The sequence below is a fragment of the Parablautia muri genome, assembly GCF_009917485.1.
In the GTDB taxonomy this organism is placed as follows: Bacteria; Bacillota; Clostridia; order Lachnospirales; family Lachnospiraceae; genus Suilimivivens; species Suilimivivens muri.
Map to the genome: position 1 here is coordinate 73,775 of NZ_QZDT01000015.1, position 20,463 is coordinate 94,237.

Below are 20,463 nucleotides of genomic sequence, written 5' to 3' on the forward strand. Positions count from 1 at the left end.
AAAAATCCGCCCTATTCCATATCACCTTTGGAGGAGGGCGGATTTCTCATAATACAGAAAAAATCGGAGCTCTGCTATTTTTATGCGGCGCTGCTATAGTTTACAATAGAAATTTCCTGTGAAAATTGTTTTGCTTGTTCTGTGAGCTGTTCTAAACGCTTGATAACATCGCCTGTGTAGATGATTTCATTACATTCCGTACATTTATAGCAGGGAACATTTCTAACAATTAAGAGGCATTTCCCTAAATCCGTTACGCTTGTTGTGTATCCTTTTTCAGCTTTTGCCCCACACGCTATACATACCATAGTTAACACCTCTTTCTTGTTCTTAAATCATTTTCCCACATAGTGGGATTGGGAAAATATGCAGTTATCAGATATATAAAATCTGTGTCACAGCTTGCAACTATGTGAATATATTTTGATTTCACAGAAAAGCCCAATATCAGACAGCTTGGCAATGGCCTGTCATCCGAATACTGCTTAATGATTTCTCCGGAATTGATGCCGTTTACGATATCATCAATATTAAGATGCCGTTCATATAAACGTATTCGGGCATGTTCTGTTACCGCTATATTTTCGGGTTTGTTCAAGGCCTTTAATTGTTCTATCGTAATCATATTATACCAACTTTTCTAGAGATATTCTTATTATAGCAAATCCCATATTTTTTTCAAGATTCACTAAAAATTACTATTCCCAAAAAAATTTCTTAAAACACTTGCTTGTGACGTAGGGTAATGAGATACACTATGAGCAGGAGGTGTGACATGGACAAATATAAAGCGATACCACAAGGCTATATGACGGTTGGCGAAGCGGCAAAAAAGATGGACGTCACCGTACGCACATTACAGCATTATGACAGGACAGGATTGCTTTCGCCTTCCACCATGAGCGAAGGAGGCCGCAGGCTATATACAGATAAGGATATGGTAAAACTACATCAGATCTTATCGCTCAAACGTTTAGGTTTCTCTCTGGACGATATAAAGAACCGGCTGATTTCCCTTGATACACCGGCTGAAATTGCTGATGTTTTGGAAAAACAAGCGGTTGCTGTCCGGCAAAAAATAGAGAGCCTGTCCGAATCGTTGCGGGAGCTGGAAGGGTTACGGGAAGAAGTCCTTCAAATGCAGTCGGTCAATTTCAAAAAGTACGCCGACATCATTGTGAATCTGCAGATGGAAAATGATTTTTATTGGCTGATTAAACACTTTGATGACCAGACCCTTGACCACATCCGCAGCCGTTTTGATAAGGACAGCGGAAGGGTATTCATGGACACCTTCATACAGCTTCAAAATGAAGCGATAAGGCTCCAAAATGCGGGTGTTCCTGGGGACAGTGATGAGGGGCAGAGCTTTGCAAAAGCTTATTGGGATATGATAATGGATTTCACAGACGGAGATATGAGTATGCTCCCAAAGCTCATTGAATTAGGGCGATTTGAGGGTACAGACCCAAAATGGAAAGAGAAGCAAAACCTTGCCAATCGTTATGTTGAGCAGGCATTGGGTTTTTACTTTTCCCAATCAGGCATTGATCCATTTCAGGAGGGCGGAGAATGAACGAAGCTATAAAAATAAGCAGCTTAAAGAAAAGTTACGGAACGCATCTTGTGCTGAATGGCTTAGATATTTGCGTACGGCAGGGTGAGGTTTTTGCTCTGCTTGGCGTAAACGGCGCAGGTAAGACTACGCTGCTTGAATGTATCGAGGGCCTAAGAAAATATGACAGCGGAAACATCGCTATAATTGGCAAGGTGGGCATCCAATTACAATCGGCTTCTTTGCCGGGGCATATGAAAGCATTAGAAGCTGTTAAGCTGTTTGCAAAATGGAATAAAGTTGCGCTTGATAATACAATGCTTGGCGCTCTTGGCATCCTTGACTTTTCCCAAAAGCAGTATTATCAATTATCCACCGGCCAGAAGAGGCGGCTTCATTTGGCCCTTGCCCTGATGCGGAATCCGGATATCCTTTTCCTGGATGAACCAACCGCAGGGCTTGACGTTGAAGGACGGGTGTCTTTACATGAACAAATCCGGCAGTTAAAAGAAGCTGGAAAGACAATCATATTAACAAGCCACGATATGGCCGAGGTTGAGAATTTGTGTGATCGGATGGCCATTCTTTCCGGAGGCAGGATTTCCTTTATTGGAACCATCAAGCAGCTGAATGAAACAGTGGGGAAACACTATACCATCACCATTCAAACCGAATCCGGCACTGGAAAATATGCGTCTGATAATATCGGGGAAACTTTACTTGCACTGCTTACAGAGTACAGGGAAAAAGGGGAAACGATTTTAGATATTCAGATTGACCGCGGTTCATTGGAACAGCACTTTATGAAAATTGCAAAGGGGGAATGAGAAATGGGCGCTTTTTTATATGGAGTTTCTTTACAGTGGAAGTTAGATATACGGAGTAAGACATTACTCATTACCTGCTATATTGTTCCTTTACTATTTTTTGCAATCATGGGCGGCATATTCACATCGGTTCTGCCAGAAGCAAGGGATACACTGATTCAATCTATGACTGTATTTGGTGTGACGATGGGCGCGCTGATTGGCCTGCCTCCTTCCCTTGTTGAAATTTATAGCAGCGATATAAAAAAGGTTTATAAAGCGAACGGTGTTCCATTATACCTGGGTATTGCATTGACCAATATATCGGCGTTTGTTCATCTGCTTCTTATGAGCATGATCCTGTATATTGCTGCGCCGCTTGCGTTCAATGCCCAAATACCAAAAAAACCGGGGATGTACTTTATCTTCCTTGCCATTTTTATTGTGGTATCGCTCAGCATAGCCAGTATCATTGGTTTGGCTGTAAAAGACCAGGCGAAAACTTCCATGTTTTCCATCATTGTTTTTGTTCCCTCCACCATGCTTTCGGGGATTATGTTTCCGGTTGAAATGCTCCCCCCAATATTTAAAACAATGGGAAAAGCGTTTCCGGCTTCATGGGGATACGGGCTGATGACAGATAGCGCTTTTCAATTTGACAAGCTGTTGCCATTGTCAGTGATTTTTGTTTTGGCTGTTTGTCTGTGTGTTGTACTGCTGCACAAGATTGATAAATAATAAAACTATACGAGAGTTTCCATACTTTATCGGCCTTAGACTGCCTGAGCTTTGACGCTTACAAAGCGGGATATTTACTGGATAATAGAGTATAAATTTTTGTTTTATTTCCATAATTATCAGGATGCAGCTATTGACAGTCCGAAATTTTCACGTTACAATACTTTTGCTGTAAAAAGCTGTTTCACGGAGCGTGGCGGTGTTTGTTACGTTAAGCTGGCCCGCGGAGTGTGAGAGAGTATGTTGTCATGAAGGCAACAGGGTGCAAGAATGCACCGGAAAGTTAAGCTTCAGAAGTGAAAAGCTGAATGGATGTTATTGGGTTTCATATTATGTATGTAAATGGCAGAAGCCGTTTGACGTGTAAGAATACATGTCAAATGGTTTTTTTCTGCTTTAAAAAGTTATGGCAACATGGAGGGCGGATATGAAAAAAATAATTGCGGTTCTTTTTTCTTTTATGATGATCTTTTCTCTGGCGGCATGCGGCAGCGGGCAAGGAAACATGCAAGGTGATGCGATGGAACAGGAAATTGAGGGAACAACGCTGGTATATGGCAGCGGCGATTACACCCGCATCAATCCGGCTATGGATGAGCATGGCGAGATTAATATTTTGATTTTTGACGGCTTAACAGCCCATGACGGTGAGAACAAGGTGGTTCCGGGCTTAGCGGAAAACTGGGAGTTTGATGACGAAAGCAATATATACACCTTCCATATGAGGGAAGGGGTAAAATGGCATGACGGCAAACCGGTTACAGCTAAGGATGTGAAGTTTACCATTGAGGCGATTATGGACCCGGAAAACGGTTCGGAAAATGCGCCTAATTTTGAGGATGTGGAAGAAATCACAGTGATAGATGATGTGACGATTGCTTTTAAACTGGCGGCTCCTAATGTAGCGTTTTTGGATTATATGACCATGGCGGTGCTGCCAAGTCACTTACTTGAGGGGGAGGATATGCAGGAGTCAGCCTTTTTCCGGTCCCCTGTGGGCACAGGACCCTATAAGCTGGAGAGCTGGGACGAAGGGCAGGCCATAACCCTTGTGAAAAATGAAGACTATTTTAAGGGTGCTGCCAACATTGACAAGGTAATCTTTAAAATCGTTCCGGACGACAATGCAAAAACCCTGCAGATGCAAAGCGGTGAGCTTGACCTTGCTCTGCTTACGCCCAGAGATTCCGAGAGCTTTGCAGATAGGGAGGGCTATCAGGTTTATCACATGAAAACTTCTGATTACAGGGGAATTTTGTTTAATTTTTGGAATGAATACTGGACAAAGAACAGGGATATCATTCCTGCAATCTGTTATGGAATAGACAGACAAGCGATTTTGGACGCAGTGGTTTTAGGACATGGGATTGTTGCTTATGGGCCGCTCCAGAGAAACATTTATGATAACGGGGATGTAGAACACTATGACTATGATCCCCAAAAGGCCAAGGAGCTTTTAGAGGGAGCAGGCTGCGAAATGGGAGAGGACGGGTTTTATGACAGAGATGGGGAAAAGCTTGGCTTTACCATCAGCGTGGGCGCCGGCGACCAGGTGCGGCTTGACATTGCACAGGCAGCGGCGCAGCAGCTTAAGGAAATTGGCCTTGATGTGAATGTGGAGGTCCCGACAGTGGTGGATTGGGGAAGACAGCAGGCTTATTTGATTGGATGGGGCAGCCCCTTTGATGCGGATGACCACACTTATAAAGTGTTTGGCACAGATAAGAGGGCAAATTATAACGGCTATTCCAACGAGCTGGTTGACAGATATCTGACCGAGGCGCGCAGGTCTGATGATGAGCAGGTGCGCAGACAGGCATATGATAAATTCCAGGAGGAGCTGGCGAAGGATCCGGCCTTTGCCTTTATCTGCTATATTGATGCGGATTATGTGGCGAATGCCGGAATTTCAGGAATTTCCACCGATACGGTCATGGGGCATCACGGGGTAGGGATTTTCTGGAATATATATGAATGGACGATAGACAATTAAGTCTGCCTGAATGGGGAGATTACGTAACAGGGAAGCCGAAAGGCTGAACTGTTACATTCTATTTGATGTTATAAACACGGAAATCAATTTTCAAGGATGCTGTGTGCAAGACTAAATAAAACCACGCTCAGACGGAAAAATATTACCTTCACTGACGCGCTTTCGCTCTATAAAAACGCAACAGACGCTAAGCTCATGCAGAACCTCGCTAAGCGCACACGTATAAATACGTGGCGTTTTTATAAGGTCAGTTCAAGTAATATTTTACCGTCTGAGCTGGTGTTTTGCTTGCCAGCACACAGCATCCTTGAAATTTGATTTACGTGTGTTAAAAAATTTATGGTTCAAATGATCGAAAAAAGTTGTAAAATAATAAATTAGCGGCATCTTAGGATAGTTCCTTATAAAGGGTCGGCCAGCTGGCCCTTTATCTTGTTACAAAAAGCCGGCTTGTGGGGCATGACAGTATTTGTTGCAAGAATCCGGTTTGCGGAGTATGATAGCATTTGTTGTAGTAAGCTGCCCTGTGAAATGAGACATCCATTGCGACAAAATAGGGAAATGATTGTAAAACATTGACTGCAAAATAGGAATAAGTGTGCGTTAGGAATGTATGAAGAATGAGTACGATAGAAGAACTTTTGGAGATAAGAAATTTATCCGTAAGCTTTGATACGCCCGCAGGTGAAGTGAAGGCTGTCAGAAGCGCTTCTTTTTCCCTTAAAAAGGGGGAGATATTAGCCATTGTGGGAGAGTCGGGATGCGGAAAAAGCGTTCTGTGCAAAAGCATTATGAAGCTGCTGCCAGGAAATGCCCGGATAAAAGAAGGAAGGATTTTGGCAAATGGGACGGATGTTACAAGGTACCGGGAACGGGACATGCGAAAGTTACGGGGAAATTTCTTTTCCATGATTTTTCAGGATCCTATGACAACGCTCAATCCAACGATTCCGGTGGGAGAGCAGATTGCGGAGGCGGTGGCTGTCCATTATAAGGGGCAAAAACGCGGTAAGGGTCAGGGAAAAAATCTGCCAATGAAAAAGGAGGATATTTACAGGCGGGTGATTGAGCTGATGGAGCTTGTGGGGATCAAGCAGCCAAAGGAAAGATATGAGCTGTATCCTTATCATTTCTCAGGGGGGATGCGTCAGCGCCTGGTTATGGCGATAGCGCTGGCAGGGGAACCGCAGATTTTATTTGCAGACGAGCCTACAACAGCCCTTGACGTTACGATTCAGACGCAGATTCTTGATCTGCTCTGTGAAATACAAAGAAAACTTGGGATGGCTGCGATACTTGTATCCCATGATTTAGGGGTGGTGGCCCGGGCGGCGGATCGTGTGGCTGTGATGTATGCGGGCAAAATTGTTGAGATTGGACGGGCGGAAGAAATTTTTTATGACCCAAGACACCCTTATACTTGGGGACTAATGCGTTCGCTTCCTATATTTGCCAGGCCTGATGAAGAATTATATACCATTCCCGGCATGCCGCCTAATCTTCTAAAGATGCCCAGGGGAGATGCCTTTGCATGCCGCAATGAATTTGCCCTTGCAATTGACTATAAAGAAGAACCGCCCATGTTTCAGATAAGTGATACCCATTATGCCGCCACCTGGCTATTGGATATGCGTTCGCCTAAGGTGGAAAGCCCTCTGACCGGGCTGGGGACCTTTGCGCCGAATGGTTACCGGCAGATTTACATACGAAAGTCTTTATCAGAACAGCGCACTGCCGGTAAGGAGGGGGAAAATGGGGACAAAGTGATTTTGGATGTGCAGCATTTGACCCATCAATTTAAGCTGGGAAAAAAGACGGTGATTCCTGCGGTGAATGACATTTCTTTTCAAATCAGAAAAGGGGAGGTTTTTGGCCTTGTGGGAGAATCCGGCTGCGGAAAATCCACCGTTGCGCGCTGTGTCATGAACATTTACAGGCCTGCGGGAGGAAAGATTTTGTATCAGGGAATCAATATATGTGATAAAGAGCAGGTGAAGGCCAACCGGAGATTGCTGGAGGCAAGCAGGCAGCTGATTTTCCAGGACGCGGCTTCAAGCCTGAACCAGCGTATGAAGGTGTCCCGCATTATTGAGGAGCCGATGCGCATCCACCATATCAAAACTCCCCGGGGAAGTTACCATAAAGAGGCGGAGTTCCAGATGAAATATGTGGGCATGGACGCTTCTTATCTGAGCAAATATCCTCCGGAGCTTTCAGGCGGTATGAGGCAGAGGGTTGCCATAGCAAGGGCGCTTTCTATGGAGCCGGAGCTTTTAGTGGCGGATGAGCCGATTGCTTCGCTGGATGTCTCCATACAGGCGCAGATTATTAATCTTTTTAAGCATCTGCAAAAGGAGCATGGATTTACTTTTTTGTTTATTGCCCATGATTTATCGGTGGTGCGCTATTTGTGCGACCGGGTGGGCGTGATGTACCAGGGCAGACTGGTGGAGGAGGCTAAAACGGAAGACCTTTTTAAAACCCCTGTACATCCCTATACAAAGGCTCTTTTGTCGGCAATCCCCATCCCTGACCCCCGTCTCGAGAAGGACAGAAAATCACCTGATTTTGATGAAATAAAGTGGCCTGAAAAAGGGGAAATGGTGGAAGTAGGGCCCATGCACTTTGTCCTTAAGAATGCTTGACAGCAATTGTAATTTTGAGGCGTTAACCGGCAGAGGGAGGAAATGGCGGATGAGCGGGAAAAAAATATATTTTTATTATGGCAGGAAAGCGCTGGGATTTATCTTAAGTATGGCGGTTTTATCCTTTGTGGTATTTTACATTGCCCGCCTTGCGCCGGGAGACGCGCTGGTATCCTATTACGGGGAGCGGGCTGAGAAGATGACCCCGGCAGAGAGGGCCTTTGCGGAGGAAAGGCTGGGTCTTAGGGCCCCGGTTTTTGTACAGTATATCCGTTGGGCCAAGGGCGCCATACAGGGAGATTTTGGCATTTCCTACAAATATAAGATGGATGTGATGGAAGTCATCAGAGGACGAATTGGCAACACATTGATTCTTGGGGGGATTGGCTTTATCCTTATTTTTGTGCTGGCGCTGTTTTTAGGGATATTGTGTGCGTGGTATGAAGACCGGTTCCCTGACAGGATGATTTGCAAAATAGGTATCGTTACAAGCTGCATACCGGAATTTTGGCTGAGTTTGGTACTGATTCTCATTTTTGCGGTTTATCTGCGTATCCTGCCCAGCAGCGGCGCTTACACGGCGGGCCGCGAGGGAGAGATAGGGGACCGTATTTTACATCTGGTTCTTCCCATGGCGATTGTGGTGACGGGGCATCTATGGTACTATGCCTTTATGATTCGCAATAAGATTTTAGAGGAAGTCAGGGCCGATTATGTGCTGTTAGCCAAGGCGAAAGGACTAAGCAAGTGTAAGATCATGTTTGGGCAGTGCTTAAGGAATGTTATGCCGGCGTATCTAAGCATCATGGCAATTTCGATTCCGCATATTATGGGGGGAACCTATATTATAGAAACGGTTTTTTCCTATCCGGGGATTGGAACGCTGTCCTATGAAAGTGCCAGATTTAAGGATTACAACCTGCTGATGGTGCTGTGCATGATTTCCGGCGGGGTAGTTATTTTGTGTAATATGGCGGCACAGACAATCAATGAACAGATAGATCCCCGCATCAGGCCGGGCAGGGAAAACGAAACATCGGAGGTGGAAGGGTTTGGAGGATAAATTGTTTGAGCTGGTGGGAGCAGCGTATGCGCCGCCCTTATCCTGGGCGGAAGAATCCCGAAAGGCAGCCGGGAGTGGGAAGTTGGCAAAGAGGTATTCCAAAAAGCCGGCGCTTTCCTTCTGCCTTCTGGCTGTGATTGTGCTGGGGTGTCTTGGCTGTGAACTTTTTATGCCAAAGGATCCTCTTTATATGGATTTGGCAAACTACAGCCACAGGCCGGATAAGGAATTTTGGTTTGGCACGGATACCATGGGAAGGGACCTGTTTTCGATGCTCTGGTATGGAGGACGGATTTCTCTGCTGATTGGTTTTTTGGCAACGGCAATTTCCACTTTGACAGCCATTATATTCGGGGCAGTCAGCGGCCTTGCGCCCGGATGGCTGGATATGCTGCTTATGCGGTTTACGGAAATATTGCTGAGCGTGCCAAACCTGCTTTTAGTGGTTTTGCTGCAGGCGGTTCTGGGTCAGGTAAATGTATGGAGCATTTCTTTTGTCATTGGCATCACCGGCTGGGCAAGTATTGCAAAGGTGGTACGCACGGAGGTAAGGCAGATACGGGGCAGTGAATATGTGATAGCGTCAAAGTGTATGGGGGCCGGCTTTTTTCATGTGCTTTGGAATCATTTAGCGCCCAATTTCATTTCTGCGATTATGTTTATGGTGGTGATGAATGTGCGCAGCGCCATTCTATCGGAGTCAACGTTAAGCTTTATGGGGATTGGTCTGCCCCTTGACATTATTTCCTGGGGGAGCATGCTTACCCTGGCGGACCAGGCGCTTTTATCCGGCGCCTGGTGGATGATTGTTTTTCCGGGTGTGTTCTTGGTTGCAACCTTGGTGTGCATTACCAACCTTGGCAGCGCCCTGAAGCGGGGAGTGGGAGGAAGTGAGAGTAATTTGTAGGGTTAAGGTGGTTAAAGTTTTTATACATGGTTACTTTTCACGAAGTTTCTTGAGGAAAACATGCAAAAGAAGCACTGGAATTATCGGGTGAGATTGTAAGCTGGGTGGAAGAAATTGTAACAAATAGAAATCAAATATAAAACTCCCAGAGTATGGGAGCTTCACATCAGCAGCTATAAAATTTTTGTTTTCTGAAAAGATTCCCTTTCAAATCGTCATTAGGGCATTTTACGGCAGTCAGCGCCGATATACCGTAAAACTAAATTCATGGGTTTCACCCGGAAAAACTTCTATGGACATTCCCACGGGCTTATCAAGGCTGTCATAATCGATGCTGGTAACAATGTGCACCGCAGACTGTTTTGGGGTACGAAGCAGGTTGGCGGCGGTAGGATCGATAATCTGGGAACGCATAGTCCGATTGGCCTTGTATATCTTGGTATGATAATGATTTTCAAGTGTCTGGTAAAGGGATTCCACCGCAAAGTCAAAGCGCTCCAAACCCGGGAACCTGGCCAGTGAAATATAATTGGAAATCAATGAAAAAGGCTGGTGATCCGCATAACGGACACGGAGAATCAAAAAACAGGGTTCTTCTTTCTCCAAGCCCAGAGGATCATATATATTTTTGTCATAAGGAATCACTTCGGCGCGAATCAATTGGGTACCCGGTTTTTTGCCGAGTATCTTCATTTCCTCCTCAAAATTCATAAGGTGATGGAAATTCATATTGGAAATATTCATTTGTTTTACATAGCTTCCATGGCCGCGCTTACGCTCAATAATATGCTCGGCTGTCAATTCGGCATAGGCTTGCCGGACAACCGGTCTGGATATGCCAAATTCTTTACATAGTTCTTCCTCAGTTGGGAGCTTGTCGCCGGGCAGGAATTTTCCGCTGCGGATAGCTGAGAGAATAGATTCTTTTACCTGAAAATAAAGCGGAACCTGATTATATTTATCTATGGTAATCAACGAGATGGCATTGGTCATCAGCAATTCTCCTTTTTCATAGCTCTGTAACCGAAACCGCCCTCCTTCCTGCAGTTTTCAGAGGAATAAACAGCGGCAGCCTCCAGGGCTGCGCGGACGGGTTTCTCCGGCATGATCTGCCCTTTACGCCAGCCTTGTTCGTAAAGTTTTGTTACGAAACAGGCTAAAAATGCATCGCCTGCGCCTGTGGTATCCCTGGCCTTAACATAATTGGCCGGATTCCGGATACCGATAGAACCATTGGAAAAATATTGGCCGCGGTTTCCGATTGTAATCAGTACATGTCTGGCGCCATGGCGATGGACCATGCGGGTAAAATCCATCATTTCCCCATCACCGAGGTGGCTGCAGGAAAAAAGGGCCAAATCCAAGTCCGAACAAATTAGATCCAAATATTCCGATGTGTGGTATTTTTCCTTTTCCGAAAAATCGTAGGTGAAGACTGCCGGTAAGGCAGAAAGCTTGTAAACTTCATTAGCTATTTTAGCATAAGCGCAACTGTGAATCAACTCATACTTGCCTATGGAATTTAAAATTTCCGGCGTCAGTTTGATGGGGCCGGACCATAGTTCCCCTGTGTCAACACCAAGATAACGCCGTTCCCCATCTATCATTTCATAATGGCATATTTTGGTGTGGCTGTCATTGACAACGGGGCATAGCAGGTAGGAAACGCCGGCAAAATCCAGGCCGGATCGGATAAGCTGGACATACTCATCATCGCCGAAATTTCCCAGATAAGCGGCTTCATGGCCCAAAAGGGCCGCATGGGCGGCAGTGTTGACTGCATTGCCGCCCGGATACATGACGCCTTTGTTTACATAATAGTCGATAGAATTATCACCTAAGCCAAGAAATTTCATAATCAATACTCGCCCTTTCTATAATATCTTCTGATGTCGAGGCTATGAGAGGTAATCACTTCAATATTTTTGCTGATTCTCTGAAGGACTGCCGCCATAACAACAGGGGAGAGCAAAGAGCGGTATTCGTCCTTAATGCCGGGGAGCTGATAGTCCCTGGCATCAAAGCAGGTCAGCTTGGTTGTGTGCTTTTGCGCAAAGCGCTTTACACGCTCATCCATTGTGCGGGTGGGGCCTTCGGTGAGCAGCAAAGTTACGCACACATCTTTTTCCAAAAGCTCTAAAGTTCCGTGAAAAAATTCAGGGGAACTGACGGACTTTGTTGGAATCCACTGAGATTCTTCCAACACGCACATGGAATAAGAGTAGGCCATGGGCCATAAATCCCCGGAACCAATCCAGATATTGTAAGGCTCCTGATGATAAGAGGCGGCATACTGTCTGCATTTTTCGTCTGCCTGCTTGCGGACATCTGCCAGTGCGGCGCCTAAATTTTTCATATTATGGGCGAAATCCGGATAGGCCGGAAAGAAACCCTTATTATATAGAATTTTCCCGATTAACAGGTAAAAAATCAATTCCTGGGGGCGTCCTGCGGCGTAAAGTATTGTGGCATCGGAGACCGCTTCTAACGGAGAGTTCTCCACGCCCACTGCAGATACAATGAAAGCGCCCTTATTTTTTACATATTGCGCCGCATCCATAGTTTCTTTTGTATCTCCGGATTTGGAAGTCATGAATACCACGGAATTTTCGGTTAACCGGTTGCAGCCAGTAATCAGCAAATCGGCGGAGAGCATGGCCGCCGTAGGCAAATTGGAGGTGTAATTGAGCCAGAAATCAAAAGGCGAAAGCATGGACATGGAACCGCCGGAGGATGTAAAAAAAAGAAGGTCAAAGCCTCTTTCGCAGATTTCATCTGCAATTGCCTCAATTTTGCTGCGCTGCTGGTAAATGTAATGTGCGTTTTCAATTATTTGTGATTCGTTAAAATTAATCATAGAGCTTTCTCCTATCTTTTATAAAAACCCCATTTGCAGACAACGGGGTATTTTTCTTGCCGTCGTTGCTTACAGGTCTATTGTAATAACAATATTATAATAGCGCGTTAGAGTTATGTCAATATTTTTGAAAAAAACAGGTTGTTTCAAAGAATATAAAGGTGAACTTCCTTGGAAATTAGCTGATCTCGCCAAGTGAATTATTTGTGATTCGGATAATTATTACGTTCTATTTTATATATAATAGTAAATTTGTTCTAAGCAATATTTGTATAAAAATGATGATTTGTACAAAATGCCTAAAAACTATTGGTCAAAACTGTAATTAATTCAGTATTGACTTAAAAGTCAAACTATAATATGATTTTTATTATCATAATGTAATTACAATACATCAAAAGCACAAAGCAAGTGCTATGTATCAATTGTGAGAACAGTAGACAATGATAGATTTCGACGGACATAATTTCGGACCGTAGAGCCAAAAATGTAAAGGAGGCAGCGCTAATGAGTGTTCAGACGAATGAAAAGCAGGACAGATTTCCCGTTCCTTTGTTTGCTTTGTTTTTTCTCTTTTACGCGGGCCAGGCCATTTACAATACCTATGTAAATCTTTATTTAAGTTCTGTGGGACTTAGCGAGAGCCAGATTGGAATGACGGTATCGATCTCCACGATTGGCATCTTGTGCGCACAGCTCTTTTGGGGACTGATTAGCGATAGGACTAAAACGAAAAATAGTGTTTTGCAGTTGTTATATATAGGAGCAGCTGTTATCGCGCTCATCTTTTATCTGAACAGTTCTTTTTTATTTTTGGCAGCGGCGGTTACTTTGTTTTCCGTTTTCTTTCATCCGTTGATGCCCTTACAGGATAATTTTGCTCTGGAATATCTGGAAGACAAAAGGTGGGATTACGGGCAGGTGCGCATAGGGGGAACCATTGGCTACTGCCTTACCGTCCTGGTGATTGGTTTCTTTTTGCAGGATAATTACCGTCCTATTTTCTGCATGGTTGCGGCATTTTTGACAATCTGCCGGTTGATATGCTTAAAGCTGCCAAAGATTGAAGGTTTCCGGACAAAGGAGAATAAGTCTTCCTATTGGGAACTGCTTCGGAATAAGCCGTTGGTAGGATTGATTTTGTTTAATCTGTCTTTCTCTATCGGCCTTAATTTTTATCATAATTTTTACGCGATTTATTTTACTTCGGATGCGGTAGGCGGCAATAGTTCTCTGGTGGGTATTATGATGTTTGCCAGCTCGGTTTCCGAAATCCCCATGCTGATACTGATACACCGTATTACAGAAAAGCTGGGAATCAAGAGAACGTTGGTAATGGCGGGAAGTGTGACGGCTCTGCGCTGGCTGCTGTTATTCTTTTTAAAGACGCCTGCGCTGATTGTGCCGGTCAATCTGCTTCACGGCATAGGATACACCAGCTTTTCTTACTGTATTATCACTTATATCGGGAAAACAGTGCCAAAGGATATGCGCGCTACGGGACAGACGCTGAACGTACTGATTGGAAATGTGGTTTCCCGGATACTGTTTGGCTTAGTAGGCGGTTTTATCAGCGAATACATGGGGGCGGATAAGATGATGCTTTTTAGCAGCATCTTGATAGGGGCAGGAACGGCCATATTTGTAATTTGGAGCAGAAAAATCAAGGAACTTAGCGATGGCGTAAGCCTTCGTTAAAAATAAAAAGGAGGAAAAAAATATGAAGAAAGAAATGAAAAAAATTCTGGCAGCGGCACTAACCTGCGCTATGAGCATTGGTTTGCTGGCCGGATGCGGAGGCGCCTCAGATTCCGGTTCCGGTGAAAGCGCAGATGCTCCGGCAACGGAAGAAGCTTCGGGCCAGGAGGAGATGGATGCGGCGGATGAACAGCAAGCGCCGGAAATGTCAAAGGAGTCAGAGGCAGAGGATGAAGGGACAATCCGCGTGGTTACTTTTTTGGCAGGGTCTGATCAGTGGGCTCCGGTATATAAGGAAGTGATCAACGATTATATGGCAGCGCATCCCGGCGTTACCATCGTAGATGAGAGCCAGCCTACCTCCGGTACACAGGATTTATTCCGTACCAAGGTGCAATCCGATGTAGCGGCAAAGACACCCCCTGATTTGATGCTGTATTACAATGGTGAAGAATCAAAAATGCCTTTGGATTCGGAATTGTTTGTGGATTTGAAGCCTTATATGGATGCGGATCCTGAATGGAGCGCCAATCTGAAAGAGGGCGCTATGGAAGCAGGACGTAACGAAGACGGAATGCAGTATTGCATCCCATACATCGGCTATTTTGAAGGAATGTTCTATAATAAAGAACTGTTCGACCAGTATGGCCTGGAAGAACCCACCAGCTGGGAAAACATAGAAGCCTGCATCGATGTGTTTGTGGAGAATGATATTGTTCCTTTTGCTACTTCGCTGATGAAACCAAGCTACATGGTAGAGCAGCTGATTCTGGCCCAGGTAGGCGCAGAGGGACAGAAGGATTATTTTGATAATTCCTGGGCGCCGGCTCTGGCGGCAATGAAAGATTTGTATGACAAAGGTGCTTTCCCGGCCGACTGTATGACAATGACAGAAGACGATATCCGTGTCCTTTTTGCGGATGGCAAGGCAGCGATGATGATCAATGGCTCCTGGACAGTTTCCGGACTGAAAGATAATGAAAATATGCGTATGATTACTATGCCGGCCCTTCCTGGCGGCAAAGGAGGCAGTGATGTGGCTCTTTCAGGCTTCGGAAGCGGATGGTACATGAGCAAAGAGGCAGCGGAGCGGGATGATGTCACCCTTCATTTCTTGAAATACATGACCAGCCCGGAGGTTATGACCCGTATGATTGCGGTAGGTGGAAGTTCAGCCATTACATGTGACGCGCCCGAAGGTGCAAGCCCCCTTGAAATCAGTGCAAACGATATGTTAAATACGGCAACTAAATTTGTGGCTGCCTGCGACAGCCAGGTGGTGCGCGAGGCATGGCTTAATATGACGGAACCGGGTATCCAGTATATTGCCACAGGGCAAAGTTCTCCGGAAGATATTCTGGCACAATCCCGCAGCCTGAATGAAGAATAAGAAAGGCTAGCGCAATCTTGCGGTTTCCAAAAAGGGAGGAGGTTTTGCCATGAAGAGCAAGAAATATTTTTACCTGTTTTTGGCTCCTGCAGCGGTGTTTATTCTAACGTTTTTGATTTATCCGCTGTTTCGGACGATATATTACAGCTTTACATCGTGGAAAAATTTTTCACCAAAGCAGAGCTTTGCAGGATTAGCCAATTATGATCGTTTATTCCATGATCCGGTGATCCTGGTTGCGTTTCGGAACACATTTATTATGATGGCGGGGGTTTTTTTATTCCAGGTAGGAGTATCGCTCCTGTTGGCGATTTTGGTTTCAAAGACAAAAAAGATGTTTAAGTTTCTGCGCACGGTATATTTTATTCCGATTCTAATCTCTGCCACTGCTATAGGGCTGATGTTCCGGCTGATTTACGGTTACGAGTACGGTCTGCTGAATTTGATCATCCTTTGGTTCGGAGGGGAAAAACAGGTTTGGATCAATGAAAAAACATCTATTTTCCTGGTTACGATTCCGATTATGTGGCAATATGTAGGGTTTTACTTCGTTATTTTCCTCACAGGGATGTCCAAAATCCCTGGGGAAATCAGCGAGTCCGCGAAGCTGGACGGCATCACTCCCTTTCAGGAAGCCGTTTATATTACAATTCCCATGATTCGCGATGTGATTACTTCGGTGGTGATTTTGGTCATTTCCGGGTGCTTTAAGGTGTTTGATATGGTCTACGTCATCACAGGCGGAGGACCTATGAATTCCAGCGAGCTGCTCAGCACTTACATGTATAGCGCGGCGTTCCGCAATTATAACGGCGGCTACGCCAGCGCCATCGCGATTGTAATGGTTGCTTTCGGCGTATTGCTGTCAACTGTCACGCGCAGGATTTTAGAACCAAAAGAAACGTATTGAAAGGAGGAGCCCGATGAAAAGCAAAATACCGCAGCACACTCCCATAGGATGGATTATCGTTATGTTTAAATGGCTCCTTATGTTTGGATGGGCGGCCATGACATTTCTTCCCCTGTACTGGGTTGTGATAAACTGTTTTAAACCATCTGATGAGATTCTCCGCAACAGTTTGGAATGGCCGGCTTCACTTAGCTTAGCCAATTTTATTTCCATTATGAGTTACCCGGACGTAAACATTCCAAAAGCGTTTTTGAACAGTTTTATTATTTCCGGCGCAGTGGTTGTACTGGTTGTGGCAGTTTCCAGTATGGCAGCCTTTGCGCTGGGGCGTATGGAGAACAAGATGGGGAAGTACATTATGGCAGTGCTTACCGCCTGTTTGCTGGTTCCCAGTTTTGCAACTGTCATACCCAATTTTGTTACATTAAGTAATATTCCCTTTGTACATGGAAATCGTATAGCGGCGATATTGCCGCAGACTGCCGGGAATCTGTGCTTTTCCATTATTATGGTACAGGGATTTATGCGCTCCCTTCCTATGGAGCTGGACGAGGCGGCGGTTATTGACGGGGCCAGCGTTCCTCAGATATTTACCTATATTTCTCTGCCCCTGTGCCGCTCCGTGCTGGCAACAGTGGCAATCATGGTTTTTATATGGAGCTATAATGACTTGTTTACCTCCCTGGTTTATGTTTCAGAGCGCTCCAAACAACCGATTTGTGTTATACTTTCCATGGTAAGCAATATGTTTGGCACGGACTATGGCGCGATGATGGCCGCTATTGTAGTGACGATTCTTCCGCCTCTGGTTTTGTATATATTTGCCCAGGAACAGGTGGTTTCCGGCCTTACGGCGGGAGCCGTTAAGGGGTAAGAAGGTTTGATAAGAGAGAGGAGTTTGATGAATGGATATTCTGACGAATCATATAGGTTACAGCGCGGCGGGGCCTAAGAAAGCGGTAATAAAATGCCGGGAAGAAGAAAGAGCGGAAGCATTCTCGGTGCTGGATTTGAAAGGAAATAAGATATATACCGGCGTTCCGGTTTTGGTTGGCCCGGTGGCTAACTGGAATACGGGCATTTACTACCGGGCGGATTTTTCCCAGATTACGTTGGAGGGGACATACCGCATACAGGTGGGGGAGCATTATTCCCAGGAATTTGAAATCAGTAAATGTCTGGTTACAATGAGAATGCTGAACGCCGTAAGCTACTATTTCAAGGCCCAGCGCTCCAGCGGTGAATGGTTGGTGGATGATAAAAGTCTGCCCTTTAAGGGGCCAAGAGAAGGAGAGGTGGACGCTCATGGGGGATGGTATGATGCCACGGGAGATTACGGCATTCATTTTTCCCATCTCTCCCACAGCGCTTATCATAATCCCCAACAAATTCCCTTCAGCGCTTATACCTTTTTTAAAGCCCACGACTTTCTTACGGAGAGTAAAAATGAGCAATACTCCATGCTGAAACGCCGGATGCTGGATGAAGGCTTTTTTGGAGCGGATTTTGTGATGCGTATGCGCGCGCCCTCCGGAAGTTTTTTCCGCTCCATAAACCGGAGCGATGCACTGGCCAGTGTGGAAGGCACCCGCAGGATTGGGTTTGAGTACAAACGAAGCAGTGACCAGTTCAGTGATGTTGCCGAGACTGCAGGGGAAGAAATGATAGGCGATGAAAATTATGAGGTGAGCCTAAGAAGCGGCGGGGGATTGGCAATTGCCGCCCTTGCCATAGCAGGACGGAATTACTATCCCAGTGGGGAGCATACGCAAAAGGAATACATACAGGCCGCAAAATCAGCATGGACCTATTTGTCTGAAAACAATGAGCGTTATGTGAACGATGGAAAATGGAACCTGGTGGATGAATACTGCGCCTTGATGGCAGTTACCGAGCTATATATCACCACAAAAGAATATGATTATCTTCAAAAAGCCCGCCAAATGGCAAAGAAAATTTATGCCCGCACAACGCCCACCGGCAGCGGACTGAAACGGCTGGAAGTGACGAAAGAGGTTCCCTATTATCATGCTGCTGACGAGGGGATGCCTGTGGTTGCATTGCTGCAGTATGCGGAGATAGAGCCGGAAGATGGAAGGAAAGCGGAGGCGGTGAAATATGCGGAGGATATCATGAGATGGAAACTCATGGTAACGGATAATCGCTCCAATCCTTTTGGATATCCTGTTCTGGAAAGTAAGGAAGGAAATCAGATTGTAGAAAAGTTTTTCTTCCCCCACAGCAGTACGGCGGCTCCCTGGTGGCAGGGAGACAACGCGCGCATTGCGTCTATTGCAGCAGCCAGCATGGAGCTTTCCTATGTGACGGCGGATGAAACGCTGGGGGTCCGCTGCCGCCGTATGGCCCAGGATACGCTTGACTGGATCATGGGGTTGAATCCTTTTGACAGCTGCATGATAGAAGGATATGGCAGAAATAACATCCAGTATTTCTTCAAAAACAGATATGATTTTATCAATTGTCCGGGCGGTATTGTGAACGGTATCACAAGCGCTCCTGCGGATGAGGAGGGAATCGCTTTTGTGCAGCATCCGACTTCGGAGATAAACGACAACTGGCGCTGGGCGGAGCAGTGGATTCCCCATGGAAGCTGGTTTATCTATGCAACGGCTTTAAAGAAAGAATAAAACGTTATCCACGGCCCGGCAATGCGCACAGGCTGCGCGTTTTTTACAATAAAGGCCAAAGAACGAGGCAACGTTTGTTTAACATAAGGACAGCTCGCAAAGGTGCTGTCCGAAGCTTTAACATGATTCAAAAAATAGAACCAAATGGAGGAATGAATTATGGTAATGATGGACTACATTGCAGAGCAGGCGGAATTGTTCCGGAAGGTTCTCCCACGCGGGAAGGAAATAGCCGCCGCTTTTTGTGATATGGCAGTGAAAAATAATCCGGGGCAAATCTGTCTGATTGCCAGCGGCACTTCCTACAATGTGGCGTGCGCCGCCGCTCCTTTTATGGAAAAGATTCTTGCAAAACCGGTCAGCGTGATTGTGCCTTCCCAGGTGGAAAAGCTTCAGGGCTTAAATCCCTTGGCAGTTGTCATATCCCAGGGAGGAAACTCAACCAATATCCTTGAAGTATTTGAAAAGCTTCATGGGGTTCCTACCCTTGTGATGACGGGAAATCCCTATGGCTATGCCAACAGCAAAGGAGAGCGTTATATGGAGGTTCCCTGCGGGGAGGAGACCGTTGGACCTAAAACCAAAGGTTACACGATTACCCTCCTTACCCTTTATTTGATGGCTTTGGAGGAAGGAAAGCGCTCCGGGGAAATTTCCGGGCAGGCGTATGAGGAATATGTGGAAGGACTTACCCAGGCTTCGGAATATCTGTCTGAAAACATTGTGCGCACAAGACAATGGGTGCAGGAGAATATGGAAATGATGGGTAAGATGGAGTTAATCTATGTGGCCGGAAAACGGCAGGGGGCAAAGATTGCGGCGGAAGGCGCCCTTAAGGTGATGGAAACTTTGCTTATTCCGGGAGTGGCTTATGAATTTGAAGAATTTTTGCACGGCCCGGCCAGTTCCCTTAGCGAAAATGTCAGCGGATTTTATTTATTGCCCACACCGGATGACTCCGATTATGAAAGAATGCAGCGTCTGGTAAAATACCACCGGGACATTTGTAAATCGGTGTACACGGTGGGGCTGGAAGAATCAAAGGACGGACGGGACTGCCTGTTAAAGATGACCGGGAAGTGGTATACCCAGCCATTTGAACAGATTTTGCCCATGCAGGTAATCAGTGCGGCGGTTACGGAAAACTTAGGGCTGACCGGCAGAGGTTCCCGGAAATTTATGGGACTGGATGCTGTGATGCAAATCAAGGCGAAAAACGAAAACGGTATTCAATAAGGACAGGTATCAGGTTC

Annotated in this window: 18 protein-coding genes; 13 read left to right on the forward strand and 5 right to left on the reverse strand. The window is 45.7% G+C overall.

Annotated elements, in window-relative coordinates:
* Window positions 1-80: 80 nt before the first annotated feature.
* Window positions 81-308 (reverse strand): YgiT-type zinc finger protein, encoded by a 228-nt coding sequence (locus tag D5281_RS10785; RefSeq protein WP_160560165.1) that lies wholly within the window; start codon window positions 306-308, stop codon window positions 81-83.
* Between the two features lie 2 nt (window positions 309-310).
* Entirely contained in the window at window positions 311-625 is a 315-nt protein-coding gene (locus D5281_RS10790) for a DUF4258 domain-containing protein (RefSeq protein ID WP_160560166.1), read from the reverse strand.
* Window positions 626-775: 150 nt separating this feature from the next.
* On the opposite strand from D5281_RS10790, the gene D5281_RS10795 reads away from it, so the two are divergent.
* From D5281_RS10795 to D5281_RS10825, 7 genes are all read left to right on the forward strand, one after another.
* Window positions 776-1,576, forward strand: a complete 801-nt coding sequence (locus D5281_RS10795) for a MerR family transcriptional regulator (protein WP_160560167.1) — start codon at window positions 776-778, stop codon at window positions 1,574-1,576.
* Complete coding sequence (locus tag D5281_RS10800) at window positions 1,573-2,382, forward strand: ABC transporter ATP-binding protein (RefSeq protein WP_160560168.1); 810 nt, start codon at window positions 1,573-1,575, stop codon at window positions 2,380-2,382. Before D5281_RS10795 ends, D5281_RS10800 begins: the two co-directional genes overlap by 4 nt.
* Window positions 2,383-2,385: 3 nt before the next feature.
* Window positions 2,386-3,099, forward strand: a complete 714-nt coding sequence (locus D5281_RS10805) for an ABC transporter permease (protein WP_160560169.1) — start codon at window positions 2,386-2,388, stop codon at window positions 3,097-3,099.
* A gap of 427 nt (window positions 3,100-3,526) precedes the next feature.
* A complete protein-coding gene (locus D5281_RS10810) occupies window positions 3,527-5,092 on the forward strand; it encodes an ABC transporter substrate-binding protein (RefSeq protein WP_160560170.1) in 1,566 nt (521 codons plus the stop codon).
* A gap of 620 nt (window positions 5,093-5,712) precedes the next feature.
* Window positions 5,713-7,737: a dipeptide ABC transporter ATP-binding protein gene (locus D5281_RS10815; protein WP_160560171.1), complete on the forward strand. Its 2,025-nt coding sequence runs from the start codon at window positions 5,713-5,715 to the stop codon at window positions 7,735-7,737.
* 49 nt (window positions 7,738-7,786) lie between these two features.
* Window positions 7,787-8,800: an ABC transporter permease gene (locus D5281_RS10820; protein WP_160560172.1), complete on the forward strand. Its 1,014-nt coding sequence runs from the start codon at window positions 7,787-7,789 to the stop codon at window positions 8,798-8,800.
* Window positions 8,790-9,707 (forward strand): ABC transporter permease, encoded by a 918-nt coding sequence (locus D5281_RS10825; protein WP_330584951.1) that lies wholly within the window; start codon window positions 8,790-8,792, stop codon window positions 9,705-9,707. Before D5281_RS10820 ends, D5281_RS10825 begins: the two co-directional genes overlap by 11 nt.
* Before the next feature lie 237 nt (window positions 9,708-9,944).
* Here the strand turns inward: D5281_RS10825 and D5281_RS10830 are convergent, their stop codons facing one another.
* From D5281_RS10830 to D5281_RS10840, 3 genes are read right to left on the reverse strand one after another with little or no spacing between them, the layout of a single operon-like run.
* On the reverse strand, window positions 9,945-10,700 hold the full coding sequence (locus D5281_RS10830) for a GntR family transcriptional regulator (protein ID WP_160560173.1): 756 nt from the start codon (window positions 10,698-10,700) through the stop codon (window positions 9,945-9,947).
* A complete protein-coding gene (locus D5281_RS10835) occupies window positions 10,700-11,563 on the reverse strand; it encodes a PfkB family carbohydrate kinase (protein ID WP_160560174.1) in 864 nt (287 codons plus the stop codon). Before D5281_RS10835 ends, D5281_RS10830 begins: the two co-directional genes overlap by 1 nt.
* A 2-nt stretch (window positions 11,564-11,565) precedes the next feature.
* Window positions 11,566-12,564, reverse strand: a complete 999-nt coding sequence (locus tag D5281_RS10840; RefSeq protein ID WP_160560175.1) for an SIS domain-containing protein — start codon at window positions 12,562-12,564, stop codon at window positions 11,566-11,568.
* Between the two features lie 507 nt (window positions 12,565-13,071).
* On the opposite strand from D5281_RS10840, the gene D5281_RS10845 reads away from it, so the two are divergent.
* The 6 genes from D5281_RS10845 to D5281_RS10870 all read left to right on the forward strand — a co-directional run bounded on the left by D5281_RS10845 (window position 13,072) and on the right by D5281_RS10870 (window position 20,446).
* Window positions 13,072-14,262 carry an MFS transporter gene (locus D5281_RS10845; protein WP_160560176.1) on the forward strand — a complete coding sequence of 397 codons (1,191 nt, stop codon included), beginning with the start codon at window positions 13,072-13,074 and terminating at the stop codon, window positions 14,260-14,262.
* 22 nt (window positions 14,263-14,284) lie between these two features.
* On the forward strand, window positions 14,285-15,652 hold the full coding sequence (locus D5281_RS10850; protein WP_160560177.1) for an ABC transporter substrate-binding protein: 1,368 nt from the start codon (window positions 14,285-14,287) through the stop codon (window positions 15,650-15,652).
* Between the two features lie 49 nt (window positions 15,653-15,701).
* Complete coding sequence (locus D5281_RS10855; RefSeq protein ID WP_160560178.1) at window positions 15,702-16,562, forward strand: carbohydrate ABC transporter permease; 861 nt, start codon at window positions 15,702-15,704, stop codon at window positions 16,560-16,562.
* 13 nt (window positions 16,563-16,575) lie between these two features.
* Window positions 16,576-17,436: a carbohydrate ABC transporter permease gene (locus D5281_RS10860; protein ID WP_277935297.1), complete on the forward strand. Its 861-nt coding sequence runs from the start codon at window positions 16,576-16,578 to the stop codon at window positions 17,434-17,436.
* A gap of 31 nt (window positions 17,437-17,467) precedes the next feature.
* The gene (locus D5281_RS10865) at window positions 17,468-19,210 is read left to right on the forward strand and encodes a glycoside hydrolase family 9 protein (protein WP_160560179.1); all 1,743 of its coding nucleotides are present in this window, start codon (window positions 17,468-17,470) and stop codon (window positions 19,208-19,210) included.
* 159 nt (window positions 19,211-19,369) lie between these two features.
* The gene (locus D5281_RS10870) at window positions 19,370-20,446 is read left to right on the forward strand and encodes an SIS domain-containing protein (RefSeq protein WP_160560180.1); all 1,077 of its coding nucleotides are present in this window, start codon (window positions 19,370-19,372) and stop codon (window positions 20,444-20,446) included.
* Window positions 20,447-20,463 lie beyond the last annotated feature (17 nt).

Bases quoted from the DNA above. Each gene is read 5' to 3' on its own strand.
- D5281_RS10855 (WP_160560178.1), top strand. From the start codon at position 15,702: ATGAAGAGCAAGAAATATTTTTACCTGTTTTTGGCTCCTGCAGCGGTG.
- D5281_RS10840 (WP_160560175.1), bottom strand. From the start codon at position 12,564: ATGATTAATTTTAACGAATCACAAATAATTGAAAACGCACATTACATT.
- D5281_RS10865 (WP_160560179.1), top strand. From the start codon at position 17,468: ATGGATATTCTGACGAATCATATAGGTTACAGCGCGGCGGGGCCTAAG.
- D5281_RS10810 (WP_160560170.1), top strand. From the start codon at position 3,527: ATGAAAAAAATAATTGCGGTTCTTTTTTCTTTTATGATGATCTTTTCT.
- D5281_RS10830 (WP_160560173.1), bottom strand. From the start codon at position 10,700: ATGACCAATGCCATCTCGTTGATTACCATAGATAAATATAATCAGGTT.
- D5281_RS10790 (WP_160560166.1), bottom strand. From the start codon at position 625: ATGATTACGATAGAACAATTAAAGGCCTTGAACAAACCCGAAAATATA.
- D5281_RS10795 (WP_160560167.1), top strand. From the start codon at position 776: ATGGACAAATATAAAGCGATACCACAAGGCTATATGACGGTTGGCGAA.
- D5281_RS10785 (WP_160560165.1), bottom strand. From the start codon at position 308: ATGGTATGTATAGCGTGTGGGGCAAAAGCTGAAAAAGGATACACAACA.
- D5281_RS10800 (WP_160560168.1), top strand. From the start codon at position 1,573: ATGAACGAAGCTATAAAAATAAGCAGCTTAAAGAAAAGTTACGGAACG.
- D5281_RS10845 (WP_160560176.1), top strand. From the start codon at position 13,072: ATGAGTGTTCAGACGAATGAAAAGCAGGACAGATTTCCCGTTCCTTTG.
- D5281_RS10805 (WP_160560169.1), top strand. From the start codon at position 2,386: ATGGGCGCTTTTTTATATGGAGTTTCTTTACAGTGGAAGTTAGATATA.
- D5281_RS10870 (WP_160560180.1), top strand. From the start codon at position 19,370: ATGGTAATGATGGACTACATTGCAGAGCAGGCGGAATTGTTCCGGAAG.
- D5281_RS10815 (WP_160560171.1), top strand. From the start codon at position 5,713: ATGAGTACGATAGAAGAACTTTTGGAGATAAGAAATTTATCCGTAAGC.
- D5281_RS10820 (WP_160560172.1), top strand. From the start codon at position 7,787: ATGAGCGGGAAAAAAATATATTTTTATTATGGCAGGAAAGCGCTGGGA.
- D5281_RS10835 (WP_160560174.1), bottom strand. From the start codon at position 11,563: ATGAAATTTCTTGGCTTAGGTGATAATTCTATCGACTATTATGTAAAC.
- D5281_RS10850 (WP_160560177.1), top strand. From the start codon at position 14,285: ATGAAGAAAGAAATGAAAAAAATTCTGGCAGCGGCACTAACCTGCGCT.
- D5281_RS10860 (WP_277935297.1), top strand. From the start codon at position 16,576: ATGAAAAGCAAAATACCGCAGCACACTCCCATAGGATGGATTATCGTT.